At 52.6% G+C, this 19,356-nt stretch carries 14 protein-coding genes and 3 pseudogenes; 10 read left to right on the top strand and 7 right to left on the bottom strand.

All coding sequences use genetic code 11. The features are described from left to right. Positions 1-11: 11 nt before the first annotated feature. From HX783_RS20800 to HX783_RS20770, 7 genes are all read left to right on the top strand, one after another. Positions 12-710, top strand: coding sequence for a PspA/IM30 family protein (locus tag HX783_RS20800; RefSeq protein ID WP_177018079.1), 699 nt, complete (start codon positions 12-14; stop codon positions 708-710). A 93-nt stretch (positions 711-803) separates the two neighbouring features. Then, entirely contained in the window at positions 804-1,364 is a 561-nt protein-coding gene (locus HX783_RS20795) for a rhomboid family intramembrane serine protease (RefSeq protein WP_177018078.1), read from the top strand. Between the two features lie 54 nt (positions 1,365-1,418). Beyond that, positions 1,419-2,453, top strand: coding sequence for an ion channel (locus HX783_RS20790; protein WP_177018077.1), 1,035 nt, complete (start codon positions 1,419-1,421; stop codon positions 2,451-2,453). Continuing rightward, positions 2,440-3,114 (top strand): DUF2491 family protein, encoded by a 675-nt coding sequence (locus tag HX783_RS20785; RefSeq protein WP_177018076.1) that lies wholly within the window; start codon positions 2,440-2,442, stop codon positions 3,112-3,114. The genes HX783_RS20790 and HX783_RS20785 overlap by 14 nt, the downstream gene beginning before the upstream one ends. Positions 3,115-3,129: 15 nt before the next feature. Continuing rightward, positions 3,130-3,558 carry a DUF350 domain-containing protein gene (locus HX783_RS20780; protein ID WP_159960214.1) on the top strand — a complete coding sequence of 143 codons (429 nt, stop codon included), beginning with the start codon at positions 3,130-3,132 and terminating at the stop codon, positions 3,556-3,558. Positions 3,559-3,576: 18 nt separating this feature from the next. After that, entirely contained in the window at positions 3,577-4,290 is a 714-nt protein-coding gene (locus HX783_RS20775) for a DUF1190 domain-containing protein (RefSeq protein WP_159960212.1), read from the top strand. A gap of 12 nt (positions 4,291-4,302) precedes the next feature. After that, a complete protein-coding gene (locus tag HX783_RS20770; RefSeq protein WP_177018075.1) occupies positions 4,303-5,460 on the top strand; it encodes a glutathionylspermidine synthase family protein in 1,158 nt (385 codons plus the stop codon). A gap of 124 nt (positions 5,461-5,584) precedes the next feature. On the opposite strand, the gene ycaC is transcribed toward HX783_RS20770, so the two are convergent. Beyond that, complete coding sequence (ycaC, locus tag HX783_RS20765) at positions 5,585-6,217, bottom strand: isochorismate family cysteine hydrolase YcaC (RefSeq protein WP_177018074.1); 633 nt, start codon at positions 6,215-6,217, stop codon at positions 5,585-5,587. Between the two features lie 462 nt (positions 6,218-6,679). On the opposite strand from ycaC, the gene HX783_RS20760 reads away from it, so the two are divergent. Continuing rightward, positions 6,680-6,916 (top strand): DUF6124 family protein, encoded by a 237-nt coding sequence (locus tag HX783_RS20760; protein WP_177018073.1) that lies wholly within the window; start codon positions 6,680-6,682, stop codon positions 6,914-6,916. Between the two features lie 46 nt (positions 6,917-6,962). On the opposite strand, the gene HX783_RS20755 is transcribed toward HX783_RS20760, so the two are convergent. The 4 genes and pseudogenes from HX783_RS20755 to HX783_RS20740 all read right to left on the bottom strand — a co-directional run bounded on the left by HX783_RS20755 (position 6,963) and on the right by HX783_RS20740 (position 11,937). Then, the gene (locus tag HX783_RS20755) at positions 6,963-8,834 is read right to left on the bottom strand and encodes a DUF2075 domain-containing protein (RefSeq protein ID WP_177018072.1); all 1,872 of its coding nucleotides are present in this window, start codon (positions 8,832-8,834) and stop codon (positions 6,963-6,965) included. Between the two features lie 24 nt (positions 8,835-8,858). Continuing rightward, positions 8,859-9,242, bottom strand: a complete 384-nt coding sequence (locus HX783_RS20750) for a nucleotide pyrophosphohydrolase (RefSeq protein WP_177018071.1) — start codon at positions 9,240-9,242, stop codon at positions 8,859-8,861. Positions 9,243-9,657: 415 nt separating this feature from the next. Then, a pseudogene (locus HX783_RS20745) lies at positions 9,658-11,529 on the bottom strand (DNA/RNA helicase domain-containing protein). A 24-nt stretch (positions 11,530-11,553) separates the two neighbouring features. Beyond that, entirely contained in the window at positions 11,554-11,937 is a 384-nt protein-coding gene (locus HX783_RS20740; protein WP_170044005.1) for a nucleotide pyrophosphohydrolase, read from the bottom strand. Between the two features lie 524 nt (positions 11,938-12,461). On the opposite strand from HX783_RS20740, the gene HX783_RS20735 reads away from it, so the two are divergent. Continuing rightward, entirely contained in the window at positions 12,462-15,545 is a 3,084-nt protein-coding gene (locus HX783_RS20735; protein ID WP_218175315.1) for a DEAD/DEAH box helicase family protein, read from the top strand. 112 nt (positions 15,546-15,657) lie between these two features. Beyond that, on the top strand, positions 15,658-16,488 hold the full coding sequence (locus HX783_RS20730) for a hypothetical protein (protein ID WP_170044006.1): 831 nt from the start codon (positions 15,658-15,660) through the stop codon (positions 16,486-16,488). A gap of 31 nt (positions 16,489-16,519) precedes the next feature. Here the strand turns inward: HX783_RS20730 and HX783_RS20725 are convergent. Together HX783_RS20725 and HX783_RS20720 are read right to left on the bottom strand one after the other, a co-directional pair. Next, a pseudogene (locus tag HX783_RS20725) lies at positions 16,520-16,989 on the bottom strand (hypothetical protein); the annotation flags it as partial. Positions 16,990-17,925: 936 nt separating this feature from the next. Beyond that, a pseudogene (locus tag HX783_RS20720) lies at positions 17,926-19,167 on the bottom strand (tyrosine-type recombinase/integrase). Positions 19,168-19,356: the final 189 nt, after the last annotated feature.

Below are 19,356 nucleotides of genomic sequence, written 5' to 3'. Positions count from 1 at the left end.
TGGAGTATCCAATGACTCAGTCCATCTGGAGCAAATTGTTCACTGCGGTACGTGGCGGTGCCAGCGAAGTCGGTGAATCGATCGTTGACCAACAAGCCCTGCGCATCCTCGACCAGGAAATTCGCGACGCTGACAGCGCGCTGGCCAACGCCAAGCGTGAGCTGGTCAGCATCATGGCCAAGCACAAGCTGGCGGCTGACCGCGTGGGCGAGTACGACGCCAAGATCAAGGACCTTGAGTCCAAGGCGATGGCCGCTATCCAGGCCAATCGCGAAGACCTGGCGTTGGAAGTGGCTGAAGCCATTTCGACTTTGACCAACGAACGTGACGTCGAGCAAAAGCAGACCACCGAGTTCGGTGGGTACGCAGAGAGCATGCGCAAAGACATCACCAAGGCCGAAAGCCGGATCAAAAGCCTGCGCCAGCAAGTGGACATGGCCAAGGCGCGCGAGAGCGTACAAAAGGCTCAGGTCAGCGCGTCCATCGCCAGTGGCGGTGCCAACGGCAAGCTGGAAACTGCCGTCGGTACGCTGAACCGCTTGCAGGCCAAACAGCAGCAACGCGCCGCTGAGCTGCAAGCCCAGGATGAGCTGGCTGAGGCGTCGACGGGTAGCGACCTGGAGCGCAAGTTGCGCGACGCCGGCATCACGCCGGATACAGGCAGCGCCAATGCGATTCTGGAACGCCTGAAGCAAAAGTCGGCTGAATAAGCATAAACGATAGGGCGAGCAACCGATAACCTGTGGCGAGGGAGCAAGCTGCCTCGCCACAGTGACAGTGTTCCTCTTTATATCGAGTTCAGGATGGACGCCATCAAGGGTTTCAAGACAATCGCAGGCCTGGCCGTCTTTATGGTCGCGCTGCAACTGCTCAATGTAGCCACCGGTTACAGCCTCATGGCATTCGGCCTGATCCCGAGAACGGTGCAGGGGCTGTTCGGCATCCTCGCCTCACCTTTTTTACACGCGTCCTTCGCGCACCTGAGCGCCAACCTGATTGCCTTTTTGGTAGTGGGCACCCTGGTCATTGTCGAAGGGCTCAACCGGTTCATCGCCGTCAGCGCGATCATTATTCTGCTGGGCGGTTCGCTGGTCTGGCTGTTCGGTTTTAGCGGCGTACATATCGGTGCCAGCGGCTGGGTATTCGGGCTATGGGCCTACCTGTTGTCTCGCGCCTGGTTCCACCGGAGCTGGAGCAACTTGATCACGGCCGGTGTGGTGGCGGTGCTGTATGGCGGCCTGATCCTTGGCTTTGTGCCGCGGCAGGGGATTTCCTTCGAAGGTCATCTGTTTGGTGCGCTGGCCGGGTTTATTGCGGCCAAGGTACTTCTCTCTACGCCGCGCAGCAGGTTTAATGCCGGGTGAATTCCGAGGCGATGACGTCATCAGGAATCAAGTACCCAGGGAATCAGGGACGACATGTCGATTTTTCTTTTGCTGCGCCTCTACGCCGCCTCCCTCTTTCACCGCTTCGGCTGGGCAGGGCTGCTCATTGCCTTGGGTGTGCACCTGAGCACGGCTTATCTGGGCCTGGTGTTTCTGGGCGAACAACACCTCACCGCGCCCGCCACGTTTATTTACTTCTATCTCACCACCACACTCACCGTCGGCTATGGCGACCTTGCGCCGCAGACCTCGGCGGGGCGAATTTTTGTCGCCACTTGGGTCATGCTCGGGGGCATTGCGCTGCTGACGGCGGCCATCGGCAAAACCACCAGCAGTGTTATTGATGCATGGAGAAAAGGCATGAAGGGCAAAGGCGATTTCACCGGCAAGGTCGGCCACACCGTGCTCATCGGCTGGGAAGGCGCGACCAGCGAACGGGTCATTGAGTTGTTGCTTCAAGACGAAACCTCGAACGACAACCTGATCGTCATTTGCGATTGCACGCTGGACGAAAACCCGATGCCGGGCAAAGCGGCGTTCGTCAGAGGCGAAAGCCTGTCCTCCACCGCGTTACTGCGGCGTGCAGGTGTTCCCGGTGCCGAGCGGGTGCTGGTGCGAACCCCCTCTGATGACCTGACGCTGGCCACCGTGCTGGCGGTGAATCAATTGAGCCCTGTGGGGCATGTGGTCGCCCACTTCAATGAAAGTGAAATTGCCGCACTCGCCAGCTCCTATGCCCCCAGCCTGGAATGCACCTCAAGCATGGCCATCGAAATGTTGGTGCGCGCCTCTCAGGATCCGGGCTCGTCAGTGGTCATCAATGAGCTGCTGTGCGTGGGGCAAGGCGCCACCCAATACCTGATGAAATTGCCCGAGGCCTTTGAGGCAACGTTCGGCGACCTGTACACCCGGATGAAAGAACAGCACAACGCCACGCTCATCGGCTATCGCGCCAAAGGTGCTCAACAACCGTCAATCAACCCGCCTGGCGCCACGCGCGTTGAAGGCGGCGAACTCTTCTACATCGCCTCCACCCGCCTCAAGGAAATCTCCAATGGGATGGTTTAAACAGTTGATGGGGCTTGAGGCCCCGCAAGCGAATACAGAATCGAAATGGACCGCAGGCCAAACCCCGCCGGTCACCGGTCCGTTGGGCCTGGCGCCGGGCAAAGGCGTGATGTTCGACACGAGCCTGAAATTGCTGCTCGATGAGAAAACCACGGTGGTGATCCCCGGCTCCCAGGAGATCTGGGCCAACGGCACCGTTGACCTCGGGCAATCGACCTGGCTGTCGCGCTACTACATGAACGACGAAGATTACTGGCTGCAGGTGCACACCACCGGCGACATCGCCGGGCAGGTCGAGTCGGTGATCCTGTTCAACTACCTCAGTGTCGTCACCCTCAGCAGTGAAGCGGAACTGCGTCGGCTGGCCGGGCCACAAAGCCTGATCGGGCTGCCGACCTACACCCACGACGGCGTCGAATACGCCCGTGTGTGGGGCAGCGAGGCGGGCCAGACAGAACTGGTGGCGATGACCGAGCAGGTGATCAACCCCGAGACCGCCTACACCGTCGAGCACCGTTCGATGCTGTACGCCCGCGACACAGGCCTGACCGATCGTCGAGAATTTTTGCTGTTTTCCGTCGAAGAAGACGCCGAAGGCACCATCAGCCTGAGCACCTCGCTGGGCATTTCGCTGTACACAACCGACCTGAATGCGCTCTAAAAAAGGAAGAAGTCCATGCTAGAAGCTCTCTCCATCTCCCTGAACAAAGCGGCCGTGTTCGGGTTTGTCACGTACATCCTGGGGGCTGCCGTCATCTTCGCGCTGTTCCAGTTCATCTACACCCGCGTCACACCGCACAAAGAGTTCGAACTGATCCGTGCGGGTAACGTGTCGGCGGCGGTCGCCCTGGGCGGTGCCATCATCGGCTTCGCCATTCCGGCCAGCAACGTGATTGCCTACTCGATCAGCATCCTCGACTTCGTCGTCTGGGCGGTGATCGCAGCCGTCGTCCAACTGTTGGCCTTTCTGCTGACCAGCCTGGTGCTCAAAGGCACGTCCGAGCGCATCAAGAACGGCGAACTCGCGGCTGGTATCTACGTGGCCGCCGTGGCCATCAGCGTCGGCATGTTGAATGCCGCGTGCATGACGCCTACCCAGAACTGATCGCGCACGGAGCTCCCGATGAAACGAAGCAAGTACGTCCAGCTGTCGCTGGCAGCGTCGGTCGCCATGGCGATATCCGGCTGCGGGCCGACCGAAAAAACCTACGATTTGCAGAAGAAGTACAACTTCCAGTCTGTTCAGCAATGCGCCGATGAAAAGCTGCCGGTGGACGTGTGCTCGGACGCCTACATGACGGCCATGGCCGAGCATCGGCGCATTGCCCCGGTGTACGACAGCCAGGCCGATTGCGATGCCGACTTTGTCGCCAACTGGTGTCAGCAGGACTCCAACGGCAAGTTCATCCCCAAACTGGGCGGTTTCGAACTGACCGCCGCCGGCCAGGTGACGCAATCCCAAGTCGATGCGGCCAACGCGCAAGTCGGCGGCGCCCAAGCGAACAGTGGCGGCTCAGGGTTCTCCACCAGCAGCCTGCTGACCGGCCTGCTGATCGGCAACATGCTCAGCAACAATCGCAACAGCTACCGTTCCGAGCCGGTGTACCGCTACCGCGATGATCGCGGCGATTACGGCTCTTCGACGCTCAACCAGCGGGTCTCGAATGGGGCGACATTCGGCCGGTCCAACCAGGCCAGGTACGGCAGCAGCAATTACACCAACACGCTGCGCTCCTCCAGCAAGCCGGTGTCGGTGGCGTCCTCTACCTCCCGCGGTGGCTTCGGCAGCAAAGCCAGCGCACGCAGCGGCTGGGGTGGCGGCGGGTCGAGCAGCTAAGGAAACCGGGCCATGAAAAAGATCCACTGCGCAGAGCGTCATGACTGGAAACAGACCGCCGACAGCCTCGGCTTTCTGTTCCACACCATCGACGACGAACCCTACTGGGACGAGCGCGCGTACTACCAATTCACGCTCGAGCAAATCGAGCGCGACCTCGAAGACCCGACCACCGAGATCCATGACATGTGCATGGACCTCGTGGCCCGCGTGGTTCAGAGCGAAGAGCTGCTGGAACGCCTGAGCATTCCCGCGCCGTTCTTCGACATGATTCGAACCTCATGGCTCGAAGGCCACCCGCACTTGTACGGGCGCATGGACTTCTCCTACAACGGCAGCGGGCCCGCCAAGCTGCTCGAACTCAACTACGACACGCCGACCAGCCTCTATGAGGCCGCGGCGTTTCAATGGGGCTGGCTGGAACAGTGCATCGAACGCGGCCTGCTGCCCAAGCATGCCGACCAGTTCAACAGTATCGACACCAAACTGCACCAGGCCTTCGCCCAATTGCAGGTCAACCAGCCGTTCTACTTCGCCTCCATGAAAGACTCGGTCGAAGACAAAGGCACCACCGACTACCTGCGCCTCGTCGCGGAAAAGGTTGGCATCGAATCACGTCACATCGACATCGAAGACATCGGCCTCACCAGCGACGGCCGTTTCGTCGACCTCGAAGATCGCTGGATCCCGCACCTGTTCAAATTGCACGCCTGGGAATTCATCTTCCACGAGCCCTTCGGCGCCGCGATTGCCCAGTGCGATACGCAGTTTTTCGAGCCCGCCTGGAAATCCATCCTCTCCAACAAAGGTATCCTGCCGCTGTTGTGGGAATTCAACAAAGGCCACCCCAACCTGCTCGCGTCCCACCTGGATACCGACCCCGGCAAAGCGGTGCCAAAGGGCTGGGTGCGCAAACCGTTCTTCTCCCGCGAAGGCGCCAACATCGAACTGCAAACCGCCGACGGCCTGATCGTAAAAGAAGACGGCCCCTACACCGATGCGCCGTTCATCCTCCAGGAGTTCGCGCCGCTGCCGCGCTTTGGTGACAGCTACACGCTGATCGGGTCGTGGGTGATTGGCGATCAAGCGGCGGGGATTGGCGTGCGGGAAGACAATAGTTTGATTACCAAAGACTCAAGCCGGTTCTTGCCGCACCTGATCCTCGACTGATGATCGCTGATCGTTCCCACGCTCCGCGTGGGAATGCCTCCTGTGACGCTCCGCGTCAGATGGCGAGCGGGCTTGCCCTAATGCTCAAATCAGCAAAGTTCAAATGTGGCAGCCCCCCTCAGCCTTAGCCCTGACGCGCCGTCACCGCCGCATACCCATTCATCAAATTCCGATAGTTAGGAATCCGCTGAGACAACAAATTCCCCAGCCCTTCCATGTCATTGCGCCAGTCACCCTGTAACTCACACGCCACCGAAAACCAATTCATCAACTGCGCCCCCGCCTGCGTCATCCGGTTCCACGCCGCCTGCTGCACCGTGGTATTGAACGTGCCCGACGCATCCGTCACCACAAACACCTCAAACCCCTCCGCCAGCGCCGACAACGTCGGGAACGCCACACACACATCCGTCACCACGCCCGCAATGATGATCTGCTTACGCCCAGTCGCCTTGACTGCCTTAACGAAATCCTCGTTATCCCACGCATTAATCTGACCAGGACGAGCGATGTACGGCGCCTGCGGAAACATCTCCTTCAACTCCGGCACCAACGGGCCGTTAGGGCCTTGCTCGAAACTGGTGGTGAGGATGGTCGGCAGGTTGAAGAACTTCGCCAGGTCGGCCAGGGCCAGCACGTTGTTCTTGAACTCGTTGGGGGAGAAGTCCTGCACCAGGGAGATCAGGCCGGTTTGGTGGTCGACCAGCAAGACTACGGCGTCGTCTTTGTTCAAGCGGCTGAGGGTTGGAGTGCTCATGGTTGAAATCCTTTTTTGGTTGGGTTGGGTTGGGTTGGGTTGGGCGTTGCGTTCAACATGGGCATAGATTAATGGGTGGGTGGTGGGGGATAAATCGGGTGGGAGGGGTAATACTGTCAACTCAGGGGTGACAGTGGTTGGGTGGCCAGCAGTACCGGTCCCTTTCATTTGCAGGACGTTTCCTAGAGAATCCGAGCGGCTTGCGCCAGCAAAATCGCGGGACTAGGCTGCGGACCGTCACTGCATATTCAGTGATCGGGTTTAGTCGCCCGGACTTCGCTAGGCGCACGCGCCATCCCAAAGCCAGGTGTCTTCTCACCTGCACTTTATGGTGGCTGTGCGCAGGGCACCTTCGGGTGCGCCGGTGCCTAGCGGCCGGTCGACTAACCTGCGTACAGCCGCCACCTCTGCTCGTTTAGTCGCGAAAGGACGGTGGTAATTACTTACCGCTAGAGGTTTTCTATGGATAACGTTGTTTCGGATTCGCTGTTATCGGCTGCGACTGAGCCATTCACTGTTAATGAAGAGCTGAGCTTTGAGGATGCCTGGGTGCGAGTGGCGGAGTTGCTGCAATGTGCGGTGGCTACGTCGCAGGCGCTGGGTGAACCGCTGGGGGCGCCGCATCGGGCGGTGATGCATTTGGTGGAGATGGCGAAGATGGTTGCGGATCGGGCTGTGGAGTGTTTGCAGCCGAGGTGATGCGAGGCGCTTGCTTCGTGTAATCGAGGCAAGCGCCCATGAACTATCAATCGTGGATTTGGTTTGTAAGCCGAGCCGCAAAGTATTGAGCTGTTTCAGGATCTGTGCAGTACAGGTAGCAGCCTTTCATGCCTCGAGTCATCAAGGTCCGGTAGGTGTTTTTGATGATCAAGTCTGTTTCCCGTTTGGCCAGGTCGGGTTGCTCTTTCATCATCTTTTTCCAGCCCCGAATAGACTTGTCGTTTTTATCTCGCTCTAGAGCTGAGGTGAGAACGCGTCCATCCCGTACGATGAGATCCGGTCCGATAATTACGCCGATGTAATCGACCTCCAGACCCTGGCAGGTATGGATACACCCGACCTGATCAACCGAGTTCTCTGCGATGATCCACAAACTGCCGTCCTGATCCAGATTCCATTGGCGTTCGTAGTCGCTGCCTATGACGATGTCGGACTCTCGAGCATCCTTCTTGCTGCGCCATGGCCAGCAGTAACCGGCTACAACCCGAGCTTTGTTACCGTGATTCTTCTGCTCGATCGCCGTATGCATGGCGTGAGGCGTGTCGAATATTTTGAATTCATACTCGCTGTTATCAAGCAGTTGGTTGGCTGTTGTACGGATATCCAACACGTCGTCTAGCCAAGCCAGATAGCCGTCGGACCCACTGCACCGAAACTGCGATGACAGCGTGTATTCCTCAATCTCTGCTCCTTTTGCTTTAGCAAAAGCTCGTATGGCTTGTTTGCTACCAATGTCATTCAAGGTGACTCGTTGGTCTTCATCGATGAAAAAGACCGTGCACTTCGCCGACTCGATCAACTCCTTGATTTGGTTCTCACCCAAATTAGCGTAGAGCCCGCTTTTTTCGTTTAGGCGGTGGGCTTCGTCGACGATTAGTGCATCAAACGTGTTGGGTTCGGTATCGATGAAGGCGCCTGAGCCGGAGAATAGATTGGAAAAGTGACTGCGTTTGACCGTACCTACCAATTTGCTCTCATACACTTTTCGCGGCGCAGCATTTTTAGAAACATATTTGCCCAGTAACCCAAGGCTTGTAAGCCTCACGAGCAAATTGATTGCCAGGACTGTTTTGCCAGTCCCTGGGCCGCCCTCGATGATAATCACCTTCGGCGCAGCCTCAGAGGCGGTACTCGCCGCTGCAAGTGCGGATTCAAACGTCGCTTTTTGATCGTCGATCAATATGAATTCAGGCTGGCCTTTTAGAAGCCCTTTAAGTGCGTCAGCCAAAGCCTTCGACGGGCGAATTTTTCCATTGGAAAGCTCATAGAGTATTTCCTTGTTATCGCCGTAAAGGATGTGTGTCTTGAGAAAAGTGCGCAGCTTTTCCAGCTCATCCGGTCCCTTTAGGAACAGCGGAGCTTTGCTGATGTACGCCTCGTAATGCGCTGAATTTATGACCCCATCACTGACATAGTTGTGAAGGTAGGCGCAGGGACGGACATCAATGCTCTTGTCATAGACAGCCTCGTTGAATCCCTTCAGCAATGCGGCGTATGACCAGACTTGGTAAGACGGGTGGATGGTTTCCACTATGCCGCCACCCAAGGCGGTTTTGACGATTGCGTCCTTGGTGGTCGCTGTCGATTTGCTCCACTGTTTTAACTCAATCAGAACGGCATTTTTACCCTGATTTGCATCCCTGCCAGTCATCAAAAAATCGATACGCTTCGAGGATTGGGGGATGTGCAGTTCAATAGCCAAGCCAGCGTCATTCGGTAGCCCCTCGTCTCGAAGCACCTTCGCCATATACGTCAGCGAGCCCTGCCAGGATTTTATCTCCGATGCCCCAACGCGTTTGCCCGTGGCTTCTTTGTAGTGCCTGAGAATGACCTCTTCGATGTCGTCGTTATCGTTGTCTTTTAGGAATTGCTGTTTGGTCGCAGCGTAAACGATCACGAGAAATCCTTAGCGCGTTGTATGTCAGAGTTGGTCGTATTTTTTGCTGGAGCTTTTGGCTTTATCGACGGGGTACTTCAAACCGTTAAGTGCGAGTTTGCTTTTGGTGGCTTCGTTGAGGTCGACGTCCAGCACGCTGGCCAAGCGGACCAAGTACATGAGGACGTCTGCGAGTTCGTCTTTTACGGCTTGGGCTGTTTCGGGGCGTTTTGCTGCGTCCATTGAGTCGGCCTCACTCATCCACTGGAAAATTTCGCAGAGTTCGCCCACTTCACCCGTCAGTGCCAAGAGAAGGTTTTTCGGAGAATGAAATTGTCGCCAGTCACGATCATCAGCAAAGCGCTGCAATGAAGCAGAAAGATTTTCAACGTTCACCAGGTGCTCGGATGTGCTACCTACTTTGCTCACAGGCTCGCCTCTTGATCGCCAATCGTTATCGCATCCGTAAGTGGATTTGGAAAACTAGACAGGGATTGTAAGAGAATTCGTTCTGGGTGTGAGCTTTTTGCAGTCTGAGCGTAAGGTCAGTTTTTTGGACGCCATTCAGGCATTGGAGAATGGTGTTAGGCGTGAGGCTATTTGATTTAGCAGGCCGTGCTGATCGGGGAATTCCAGACATTAAAAAGCCGGCTTGTGGTTAGCTTTTAATCGATCTATATGTTTGAAAAACAATAAGTTAAATAGTTTGAAAAGCGCTCTGATCCCCCATTTGTTCCCCCACTTTTTTGTGGTTTTTGCACGGCATTTGACCGACTTTTTTGTGGTTCAGCCTACGGTTTTCGTGAGGCTGGACCCGAATAGTGACATCCAACCCGCGGGGCCATCAGTCGTTGCTGTACCCGGCAAGTCGACTCTCAAAGTATTGCGCGGTCTCCTGATCTGTACAGTATAGGTAGCAGCCCTTCATCCCACGAGTCATCAATGTTCGGTACGTGTTTTTGATGATCAGGTCTGTCTCTTGCTGCGCCAGAGCAGGTTGTTCCTTCATCAACTTCTTCCAGCCACGGATCGATTTGTCGTGCTTGTCTCGCTCATGCGGCGAAGTCACCACCTGCCCATCACGCACGACTAGATCCGGTCCGATGATCACTCCAATATAATCAACTTCCAGCCCTTGGCAGGTGTGGATACAACCGACCTGTTCAATGGAATTTTCAGCGATGATCCACAAGCTGCCATCCTGATCCAGATTCCATTGGCGTGCGTAGTCATTGCCGATAACGATGTCAGCGGCCTTGGAGTCTTTCTTGCTGAGCTAAGACCAGCAGTAACCCGCGACAACGCGAGCCTTGTTTCCGTGGTTTTTCTGCTCGATAGCCGCATGCATCGCCTGAGGGGAGTCGAACACCTTGAACTCATACTCGCTGGTATCGAGTAGCGGGTTGGCTGTCGCGTGAATCCCCAATACGTCATCCAACCACGCCAGGTAGCCATCAGAACCACTGCAACGGAACTGGGAAGACAGTATGTATTCCTCCACGGTTGCGCCTTTGGCTTTGGCAAAGGCGCGGATAGCCTGCTTGCTACCAATGTCGTTCAAGGTCACGCGCTGGTCTTCGTCGATGAAAAAAATCGAGCATTTTGCTGATTCGATCAGCTCCTTTATCTGGTTTTCACCCAGGTTTCCATAAAGCCCGCTTTTCTCATTGAGCCTGTGGGCTTCGTCAACGATGAGCGCGCCATACGTATTGGGCTCGGTATCGATGAAGGCTCCCGAACCGGAAAAAAAGTTGGAGAAGTGGCTACGTTTGACGGTGCCAACCAACTTGCTCTCGTACACCTTGCGCGGCGCAGCATTTTTTGAGACGTACTTGCTCAACAGCTTCAAGGCGGTGAGCCTCACCAGCAAGTTGATCGCTAATACTGTTTTTCCGGTACCCGGACCTCCTTCGATGATCAGCACCTTCGGCGCTTCAACAGAGGCCTCACTTGCCGCAGCGAGCGCCGACTCGAAGATTGACTTTTGATCATCAATCAATACGAACTCAGGCTTGCCTTTCATTAGCCCGCTCAGCGCCTCCGCCAGTGCTTTGGACGGGCGAATCTTCCCGTTGGCGAGTTCGTAAAGAACCTCCTTGTTGTCGCCATGAATGATGTGTTTCTTGAGGAAACTTCGCAGCTTTGCTAGCTCTTCGGGGCCCTTGAGGAACAAAGGGGCTTTTCTGGTATAGGCTTCGTAGTGAGCAGAGTCGATGACGCCATCACTGACATAGTTATGGAGGTAGGCACAGGGGCGTACTTCGATGCTTTTGTCGTAGACGGCTTCGTTGAAGCCCTCCAGCAGCGCGGCGTATGACCAGACTTGGTAGGACGGATGAATGGTTTCGACAAGACCTCCACCCAGCGTCGTTTTGACAATCGCATCCTTGGTGGTTGCGCTGGCCTTGCTCCATTGCTTCAGTTCGATCAATACCGCATTTTTGGCCTGATTCTCATCGCGGCCTGTCAGCAAAAAGTCGATTCGTTTCGATGACTGAGGGATATGCAGCTCAATTGCCAGGCCGGCGCTGTTGGGCAGGCCGTCGTCTCGAAGCACCTTGGCCATATAAGTCAGTGAACCCTGCCAGGATCTAATCTCCGAAGCTCCTACCTTCTTACCGGTGGCCTCTTTGAAGTGCCTGAGGATCACGTCTTCAATATCGTCGTTATCGCTGTCTTTGAGGAATTGCTGTTTGGTCGCAGCGTAAACGATCACGAGTGGTCCTTAGAACCCAATGGGTCAGAGTTGGTCGTACTTTTTGCTGGTGCTTTTAGCTTTGTCGACAGGGTATTTCTGCCCGTTCAGGGTGAGCTTGCTTGTCACTGCTTCGTTGAGGTCGACGCCCAGCACACTGCCCAAGCGGACCAAGTACATAAGCACGTCAGCCAGTTCGTCCTTCACAGCTTGAGCGGTTTCGGGACGCTTTGCTGCACCCGTTGAATCGGCCTCGCTCATCCATTGGAAAATTTCGCAGAGTTCACCTACCTCGCCTGTGAGTGCCATGAGGAGGTTCTTGGGTGAGTGAAATTGCTGCCAGTCGCGATCATCCGCAAAGCGTTGCAGCGATGCTTCAAGATTCTTCACGTCGACCAACTGCTCGGGTGTTCTATCAACCTTGCTCACAGACTCGCCTCTTGGTGCCAGCAGTTAAGGTGACCGAAAAGCTGGTTCAGAAATCCAGGTCGAGATTGTAAGAGCTTTCCTTTTTTGTGGCAGATTTTTCGCTGATTTTCCTCGGCTCGTTCGTTTGCTACGAGGATCTTGCTTGAAATGACTAACGGCGACGGGCCGCAATCGACCGGTGCGGTTGATAAGACCCGAGCAGTCCGGCTCTCGCCACAGTGAGTTTGCAGAGCGCCCGTGTTCAACACTGCTACGTGAAATTTGAGCCAGTTTTTCTTTACGTCAAGATCAAGTGAACATTTCAAATTCAGGCGGGTATTTTTTTGCCGCAGAAACTATCAACGACTGTTTTCAGCAGAGCTCACGCCACTCAGAGCAGAGCACGAATAAGATGCGCAGTTTATAAGTGGCTGCTCTCATTAAGGGGTGGCATTATGCTATCCTTGGCATGGTTAGTAAATTAATCTCATAAAAGCAGAAATCTGCCTTTGTAAATTATAGTTTTAACGTACAGGGAGGTATATGTGAGCATTAAAATTTGTGGCTTTCCGCTGAATGCGGAATTGTGGAGCGGATTGAGGGAATGTCAAAAGCGAAGTGTCGAGACAGCTCTCACCTATATTAAGAGGCCGGTGGAGGCGCTAGGCTCAAAATCTTGCCTAATCAGCTTGCCAACCGGAGCCGGAAAGTCTGGTGTAATAGCTGTAGTGGCACATACATCACCGCAACCTAGAGTATTGGTTTTATGTCATCGCAGAGCTGTATGCGACCAGTTGATAAAAGAAATTAGTGGGGGGTTTTTTGAGGCTCTAGTTCCTGGTTATGAAGGGGCTAAGAAAGAGGTTTACGAAGATGTCAATGATACAAGCGCTCCTGGAGTTTACGTATCAACTTTTCAAAAGCTCGTAAGTTTTACGCCCGAGCAGCTTGCCAGACTTAAGAAAGAAATTGACTTGATTATAGTGGATGAAGGTCACTCCGAACCCTCTCCAATCTGGAAAGGTCTAGTTCGTGACGCTGGAGCACATAAGATTGTAATTACAGCTACCCCTTATCGGAATGATTTGTTCCAGTTTGACGTTGATGATAGCTCCAGCTACATCTATACATTTGAAGAGGCGCTGGAACAAAAAATATTGATGGATCCCGTCTTCTGCTTGGCAGAAGGTGACGAGTTAATTAAAAGCATAACGATGTTCTTACAAGATTATCCTAGTGCGAAATGCATAGTAAAGTGTAAAGAGTTCGGGGATATCGAATACTATTACAAGCTTTTGAATGAAAAGTTCTCCGTTCTAGCAGTGCATGAACAGTATGTTCGCGACCCAAGGCATAATGTAAAGGTTGATGTCCCTGCAAATCTTCGCGACTCTGAATATCAAGTAATAATACATCAGCGTAAACTCGATGAAGGGGTTGATATTCCTCAGGCAAAGCTGCTGATTCTCACCTATGCAGTAAATTCAGGGCGTGAACTAGTACAAACAGTTGGGCGAATCGTAAGGCTTTATCAAGATATTAATCCGATAGTGATTGAATGTAATGTAAACGCTAACGAAAGGATGTGGGTTAACTATAGGTACTTTGATAGGTCACTAAGCACCCCCGCGGCGGCAAGTAAATTTATATCTTCTTTAGATGTAAATAAGCTGATCGAGATATATCTTGATTCGTTTCCTGATGCTAGTTATTACGGTAATAGGTTTCTAAAAAAATTTGATATAAATGCTTTCAATCCTGAAGACTCATTGATAATACCAACCGCATCTATCTGTTTTCTTAATACGCTCGATAATTTTGATATTCAAGCTGCGGCCGACGTTCTGTACTGGCGGAGCAACCAAGCGGGGGAGTTAGCTAAGCACTTTGAGGTTGCAGGAGGTATAAATATAATTATTTCAATAGCCTTTAATAGATCTAGGTTTTTAAAAGATGAGTTTTTCTTTGAACCGTCATTAGAGGTTACTCTCCTGAAAAAGCTTCAACCAAGCGTCGTTGCTATCTATGACAGTAGAGGGCGCAGATTTAACTATGATGCGGAAATGTGCATAGGAAGCCCCATAGGACAAGATAAATTATTAAATGTAATGTCTCTAGGGGCTTCGGCCGTAACTAAGGAAGCAAGTAGTAGGTCGGTTGGTACGGCCAATAAACGGCCAGAAAGCGTTTCGATGAAAGGCCGTAATCTTGAAAATATAGCTGATCTTCAGCGAAATTCTTCCTATCGTGTTGCGACATTGAAATGTGACAATCTTGATCATTTAGGCGCAAAACAGAGCAGCTATTATATAGGCATCGATTCTGGAAGAATATCCGATCAAAAAGATGGTCAATATATGTTGGATGAGCTAGATCAATGGCTACAAAATATGGAGGCGACCATTTCTGCCGATAAGATTATAAGTAGTAATCTCTTGCATTCATTTGCGAAGCCTATTCCTGTTGATCTTAACCTGAAAATTGAAAGTGTAATTTTTGATTTTAGCGATTTGCCTCAGCCCGTACACATCCTCATCGATGGGCACAAAGCTGTTATAGATAATAGTTTTGTGTACCTAGAAAATAGCGGTGGAGTGATTTTAGATCCGGCTTTTCCAAAGTTGAAAATAAATATTTCACTTTGCGATCAAAGTCCATTCGTGATCTTTGAATCAGAAAGCAATTTTTTGTGTGATGTATACGGAGACGGTCAGCAATATGTAGACCTTTTTCCATTTCTCTTTGAACACTTGCACAAAATTCTTCTAGAAGATGGGGTTAGTTATTCCCAAGGGAAATTCTACGAGCTAAAACTTCCAGTTGAAGGTGGTTTTCGAATTGCGAGCTCAAGTCTTGAAAATATAGTCATTGGGTTGCCAGAGTTGCTCAGTCCGTTGCTCGATGAGAAAGGTTATGTGGAACTCGATAAGGATGAGAAAAAAGTTATTCAAGTAGTCAATGAAGAATTTAATGAGGGTTCTTTGTTTCATTTGCTTGATAAGCTAAAAGACAATTCACAACCCAATCCAACTCGATCCCAGCTTGGCCCTTTTCATAAGTATATTCCGGATGTTGATCTTGTTTTTTGTACGGATATGGATACCGAGCCAGCAGATTTTATACTTTCGTCGGTAAGTAAACTTATTTACGTTCACGTTAAGTGCGGCAGCGCCAAAGTAAAGCCTCACTCCTCAGCCGGTGCATTAGCAGAGGTGGGAGGGCAGGCTATCAAGAACATTGAAATGCTGATAACTGGTAATAAAAACCTCAAAGCGGCTAACTGGAATATTTTGGCATCAAGTTGGCCGACGCGAAACGCTCCACAGCAAATGACGGAACGGATTAGGCTTCTACGTGGTGCGCGCTTTTCAGCTCCTAATCAGAAAGCTCGTGAGCGAGCAGTTGAGCAGGCTTGGGAAATTGTAGCTCAACGGCGCAGATCAAGTCGTGTGCAAAAAGAAGTTTGGATAGTTTCCGCAAATAGCTTTTCGGCTACCCATTTTGAGATCCAACTGAATAAAGGTCACAATGGTAGTCAGGAATCGCTCCAAGCCTATCAGCTAATCCAGAGTTGGATATCCACAGCAAATAGTAATGATGTTGATTTAAAGATTTTCGTTTCTGTATAGTTCTTTGTGAAAGGCGATATTGAATTAATTTAGTGTCGTGTGTGTTTTAGAGTCTGATGAATGGTGAGAGTTGCGCAGTAAGAGGGGCTTCAGTGAAGTGGTTGTTTTGCTGATGAAAAGTTTCTTAGAGAATAAAATTTTCAATTTGGCTTTGGAGTTAGAAATGTCATTTCCCGCAAAAGTTTATAGAGTGTTGATTGGTTCTCCATCCGATGTTGCTGAAGAGCGTAAAGCCATTCCATTGGCACTAAATGAGTGGAATGTTAAAAACTCATTTGATAAGAAAACAGTGTTTTTACCTACTAAATGGGAGACGGATACTGTTCCAATTATGGGGGGGCGTCCTCAGGAGCTTATAAATAAACAAATAGTCATAGGGTCAGATATTCTTATCGCGATATTTGGCTTAAGGCTAGGTAGCCCGACTGGAGAGGCCAGGAGTGGTACGGTCGAAGAAATTCAGACTTTTATGCAAATGGGTAAGCCTGTCATTGTTTATTTTTCAAACAAGCCTATGAATCCGAATGAATACAAAAAAAATGCAAAGCAGTTCGAAGAGCTTTGCGAGTTCAAAGAGGAGTGTATGAGAAACGGACTAATTGGTGATTATGCATCTGTTGATGAGCTTAATGCGAAAATTAAAGATCACTTGTCTCTCATTATTGGGCAATTTGAGGAGAGCGATATTCCACCACCGCGTACTAATGCAGGTTCACATGTTGTCGAGTTACCTAAGGTAACACCGACTTCGGTCGGCGATTTCACCGTTGCTCCAGTAATTATAGATTACAGTGAAAAAGCAATTTTGGTAAAAGGAAATACAACCTCTTATAAGGATAAGTTTGTCGAGCTTGGTGGTAAATGGAATGGTTCGTTAAAGGGCTGGATATTTCCAAAGAAGCGAATAGATAGTGTTAAGGCTGTCCTTGGGATGACTAAATAATTTTTAGTGTAATGTTAAGTATTCGTGCTGTGGCGGTGTGACCAGTCAGCTGCTCGTAACGCTCGCAGGCGTAGGCCGCCCACAGTTTATGAAAGCCTTTCAGTCCTTGGTCACGCAGTATTCCTCGGGCGGGGAGCACGGTCTGTTGCAGGACCGCAGCGTAACTTTCGTCTCGGGCCAGCAAGTTGCGGCTGCCGGTCGGCGACGCATTACGAGCAAACATCAGCGCCCCTTCACCTCTTCATTTGCCACGACCCATCGCGGCGCTGAAGCCCCTGAGCGGCCGCCTTTGGTGCCGTCTTGGATGGTTGATGATGCCTAAGTGTTTGGCTTCGCGTAGTAACCGACACCAGCGCACAAACGCCTGCCGACGATCACTGTGCGCTTTGACCGTGCCGTAATGGCCGCCGCCAAACATGTCCCGCAACGCTTGTGGCCGGAATAACTCAATTGCCGGCCGTAGCCAAAGTTGCGCCCATCCCGTTTACCTATCAGTGCCATGATCGAACTGCTCGCAAAACCAAACCGTTGAAGCCTTTCCTCACGTCATCCCGCCAAGAATGTTGAGTGTTATCAGGGATCAAGGCCCCTGCGACCTGTGAGGGTTGTCCACTAACGCGGGACTGGCGGCTCTTTACGACCGGGAGCTTGGGCATCTCATGATCTGGCCTCCTGAGCACTTCCGCGGACGTGGGCGGGTGGAGGCTGCACTGGCTGACGAGAACAGCGCCGCGAGATCCTGAGTCAGGTGAAGGCAGTGAAGCGATGACCGGGGCATGCCTGACCGTCAGTCAGGTGCAGTCCATTCCGTGAGCTGGCACCATCATCTGCATCGCTGTTGCTGGTGACTTCGGTGTTTGTCACGCCGATTGTCACGAGGGGGAATGCCGCAAAGCCTTGTACGAGTTGGGCTGCAGCAGCGGTAGGTGCGCCCGTCTCTTTCCTGAAGAAAGAGACGGGCGCAGGTTGGCGCAAGGAAATGGCCAAGCGGATAGGTTGCTGCAAGGCAGCTATGAAAGGGAATGAGTTGCCGCAGTGGGCACACTGGTAAAAGTAGGCATCCATCACATCGCTGTGACCGTGCGAGCCGCCGGACGCTAATCGCACTTTGGGAGAACCACCACCGTGTGGCGTAGCCTTAAAGGTTCTGGCTACCTGGGTTGCTGTCGACGACAGCGCTTTGCCCGATCTTTTTTACCCCTGTGGGTAATTCGGGTCAAGGCTCGAATTTTTGGGAGTTCTGCGGCTGTGATGAAATTATCCGCTGGTGGAGATCCGTGGTTTTCCACAGATAGTTGCGTGGGCTTTAGATTTTTTAAATGAGGTCCATCCAAGCAGGGCGGCTTTGCAGCCCTGTTTGGATGGACCCGGCTTGAAAGTCGATAACCAGAGACCTTGTGGCCTTACACCGACGTTAGTCGCGTGGTTGCGGCCTCATCAATCTTCAGAGGTTTCGCGTTGAACCTTATCAGCGCGTTCAGGTGTGGATGTAGCGTAGATGGCCCACGCGTTCATCAGCTCCCGTCGCTTATCAAAAAAGTCTGATCGAGAGTATGCGCTTTCCGTTTCCCCGCGCTCGTCATGGGCCAGTGCGAGCTCGCAGATATCTCTCGGGAAAGGAGTCTTTTCACCTGCCCAGTCCCGGAAGGTCGAGCGGAAGCCGTGACGAGTGATGTGCTCATAACCCAGTGTATGTAGCAGATTGCGAATGCCATTAGCGTGCATCACGCCGCTTCGGCCGTGGCCGGGGAAAACGTATGGACTTCTGATATTGATTTTCGGAAGGCCCTTCAGAAGTGAAAGCACCTCTGGGGCCAGGGGAATCGCGAACGCTTGTCGTGTTTTCATGCGCTCAACAGGCAGAGACCACCGACCCAACTTCAAGTCAAATTCATCCCAGCGTGCGAATCGGACCATATGCGAGCGAGCCCCGGTTAGGATCAGTAACTGAGCTGCGACAGAAACGTGGCTGGTATCCTTGCGTAAGGCTTCCATGAGCTTCGGCAGGTCCTGCCATTTCAATGCAGGATGATGTTGGCGTTTGCGAGCTTTCTTCTTCTCATGCCGGCTGAGCAGGTTTTCGAGATGGCCGCGCCAGCGTGCCGGGTTCTCTCCGGTTCTGAGACCTCGGGCTCTGGCGGCATCCAGGATCTGTTCGATTTGCCCACGTACTTCGTCAGCCGTCCGCGTTTTAGTTTACCATATTGGCTGCAAGGCTTTGATCAGATGCTTGGTCTCGATCTGGTCCGCTGAAAGCTTCCCTACCGTAGGGAATGCATAGAGTTCGAGTTTCCTCAGCCAGCCCTTGCGCCATTTCTCCGACCAGCTCGAGCCGTGGGCATCTCGATAGTCGGTGGCCAATTTCTCGAAGGTAATCAGATGTGCCAGTTCTCGGCGCTCTGCCTCCCGCTGAGCGGCTTGTTCAGCCTGTCGTTTCGCGAGTGGATCAGTGCCGTGGAGGATCTGGACTTTATTTTCATAGGCGGCTGCGCGGGCTTTTTTCAGGTCGAGCTGAGGGTAGCTCCCCAGACCCATTTCCCTGCGTTTGCCGTTCAATTGAAAGCGGAGTACCCAGGTTTTTCGTCCTGAGGGTTTCACCAAAAGACGAAGCCCTTCACCGTCTTCATACGTCCCAGCCTCAACCAAATTTTTGATTTGATTGGCGGTCAGTTTGCCCATTTTTTCGCCCTCTGTTCCCCCACTTGTTCCCCCACTTACGCGTGGAACGCCTCGGATCAAAACGGAAGTCACAGGAACAAAAATAGGCTGAAACCCATGATCTAGCAAGGCTCTCGCGGATTTTGGTAGATGAGAATAGCTTTCAAAAAGGCATTAAAAAGCCGGCTTGTGGCCGGCTTCTCGGGGACT

This window comes from Pseudomonas sp. D2002, from assembly GCF_013385735.1.
Taxonomy (GTDB): Bacteria; Pseudomonadota; Gammaproteobacteria; order Pseudomonadales; family Pseudomonadaceae; genus Aquipseudomonas.
Note: the sequence above shows the minus strand (reverse complement) of the source record. Positions and strands in the feature narration are given on the sequence as shown.

Excerpts from the sequence above, each read along its gene's own strand:
- HX783_RS20795 (WP_177018078.1), top strand. The coding sequence starts at position 804 with ATGGACGCCATCAAGGGTTTCAAGACAATCGCAGGCCTGGCCGTCTTT.
- HX783_RS20780 (WP_159960214.1), top strand. The coding sequence starts at position 3,130 with ATGCTAGAAGCTCTCTCCATCTCCCTGAACAAAGCGGCCGTGTTCGGG.
- HX783_RS20790 (WP_177018077.1), top strand. The coding sequence starts at position 1,419 with ATGTCGATTTTTCTTTTGCTGCGCCTCTACGCCGCCTCCCTCTTTCAC.
- HX783_RS20730 (WP_170044006.1), top strand. The coding sequence starts at position 15,658 with ATGAAAAGTTTCTTAGAGAATAAAATTTTCAATTTGGCTTTGGAGTTA.
- HX783_RS20760 (WP_177018073.1), top strand. The coding sequence starts at position 6,680 with ATGGATAACGTTGTTTCGGATTCGCTGTTATCGGCTGCGACTGAGCCA.
- HX783_RS20770 (WP_177018075.1), top strand. The coding sequence starts at position 4,303 with ATGAAAAAGATCCACTGCGCAGAGCGTCATGACTGGAAACAGACCGCC.
- HX783_RS20775 (WP_159960212.1), top strand. The coding sequence starts at position 3,577 with ATGAAACGAAGCAAGTACGTCCAGCTGTCGCTGGCAGCGTCGGTCGCC.
- HX783_RS20800 (WP_177018079.1), top strand. The coding sequence starts at position 12 with ATGACTCAGTCCATCTGGAGCAAATTGTTCACTGCGGTACGTGGCGGT.
- HX783_RS20785 (WP_177018076.1), top strand. The coding sequence starts at position 2,440 with ATGGGATGGTTTAAACAGTTGATGGGGCTTGAGGCCCCGCAAGCGAAT.
- ycaC (WP_177018074.1), bottom strand. The coding sequence starts at position 6,217 with ATGAGCACTCCAACCCTCAGCCGCTTGAACAAAGACGACGCCGTAGTC.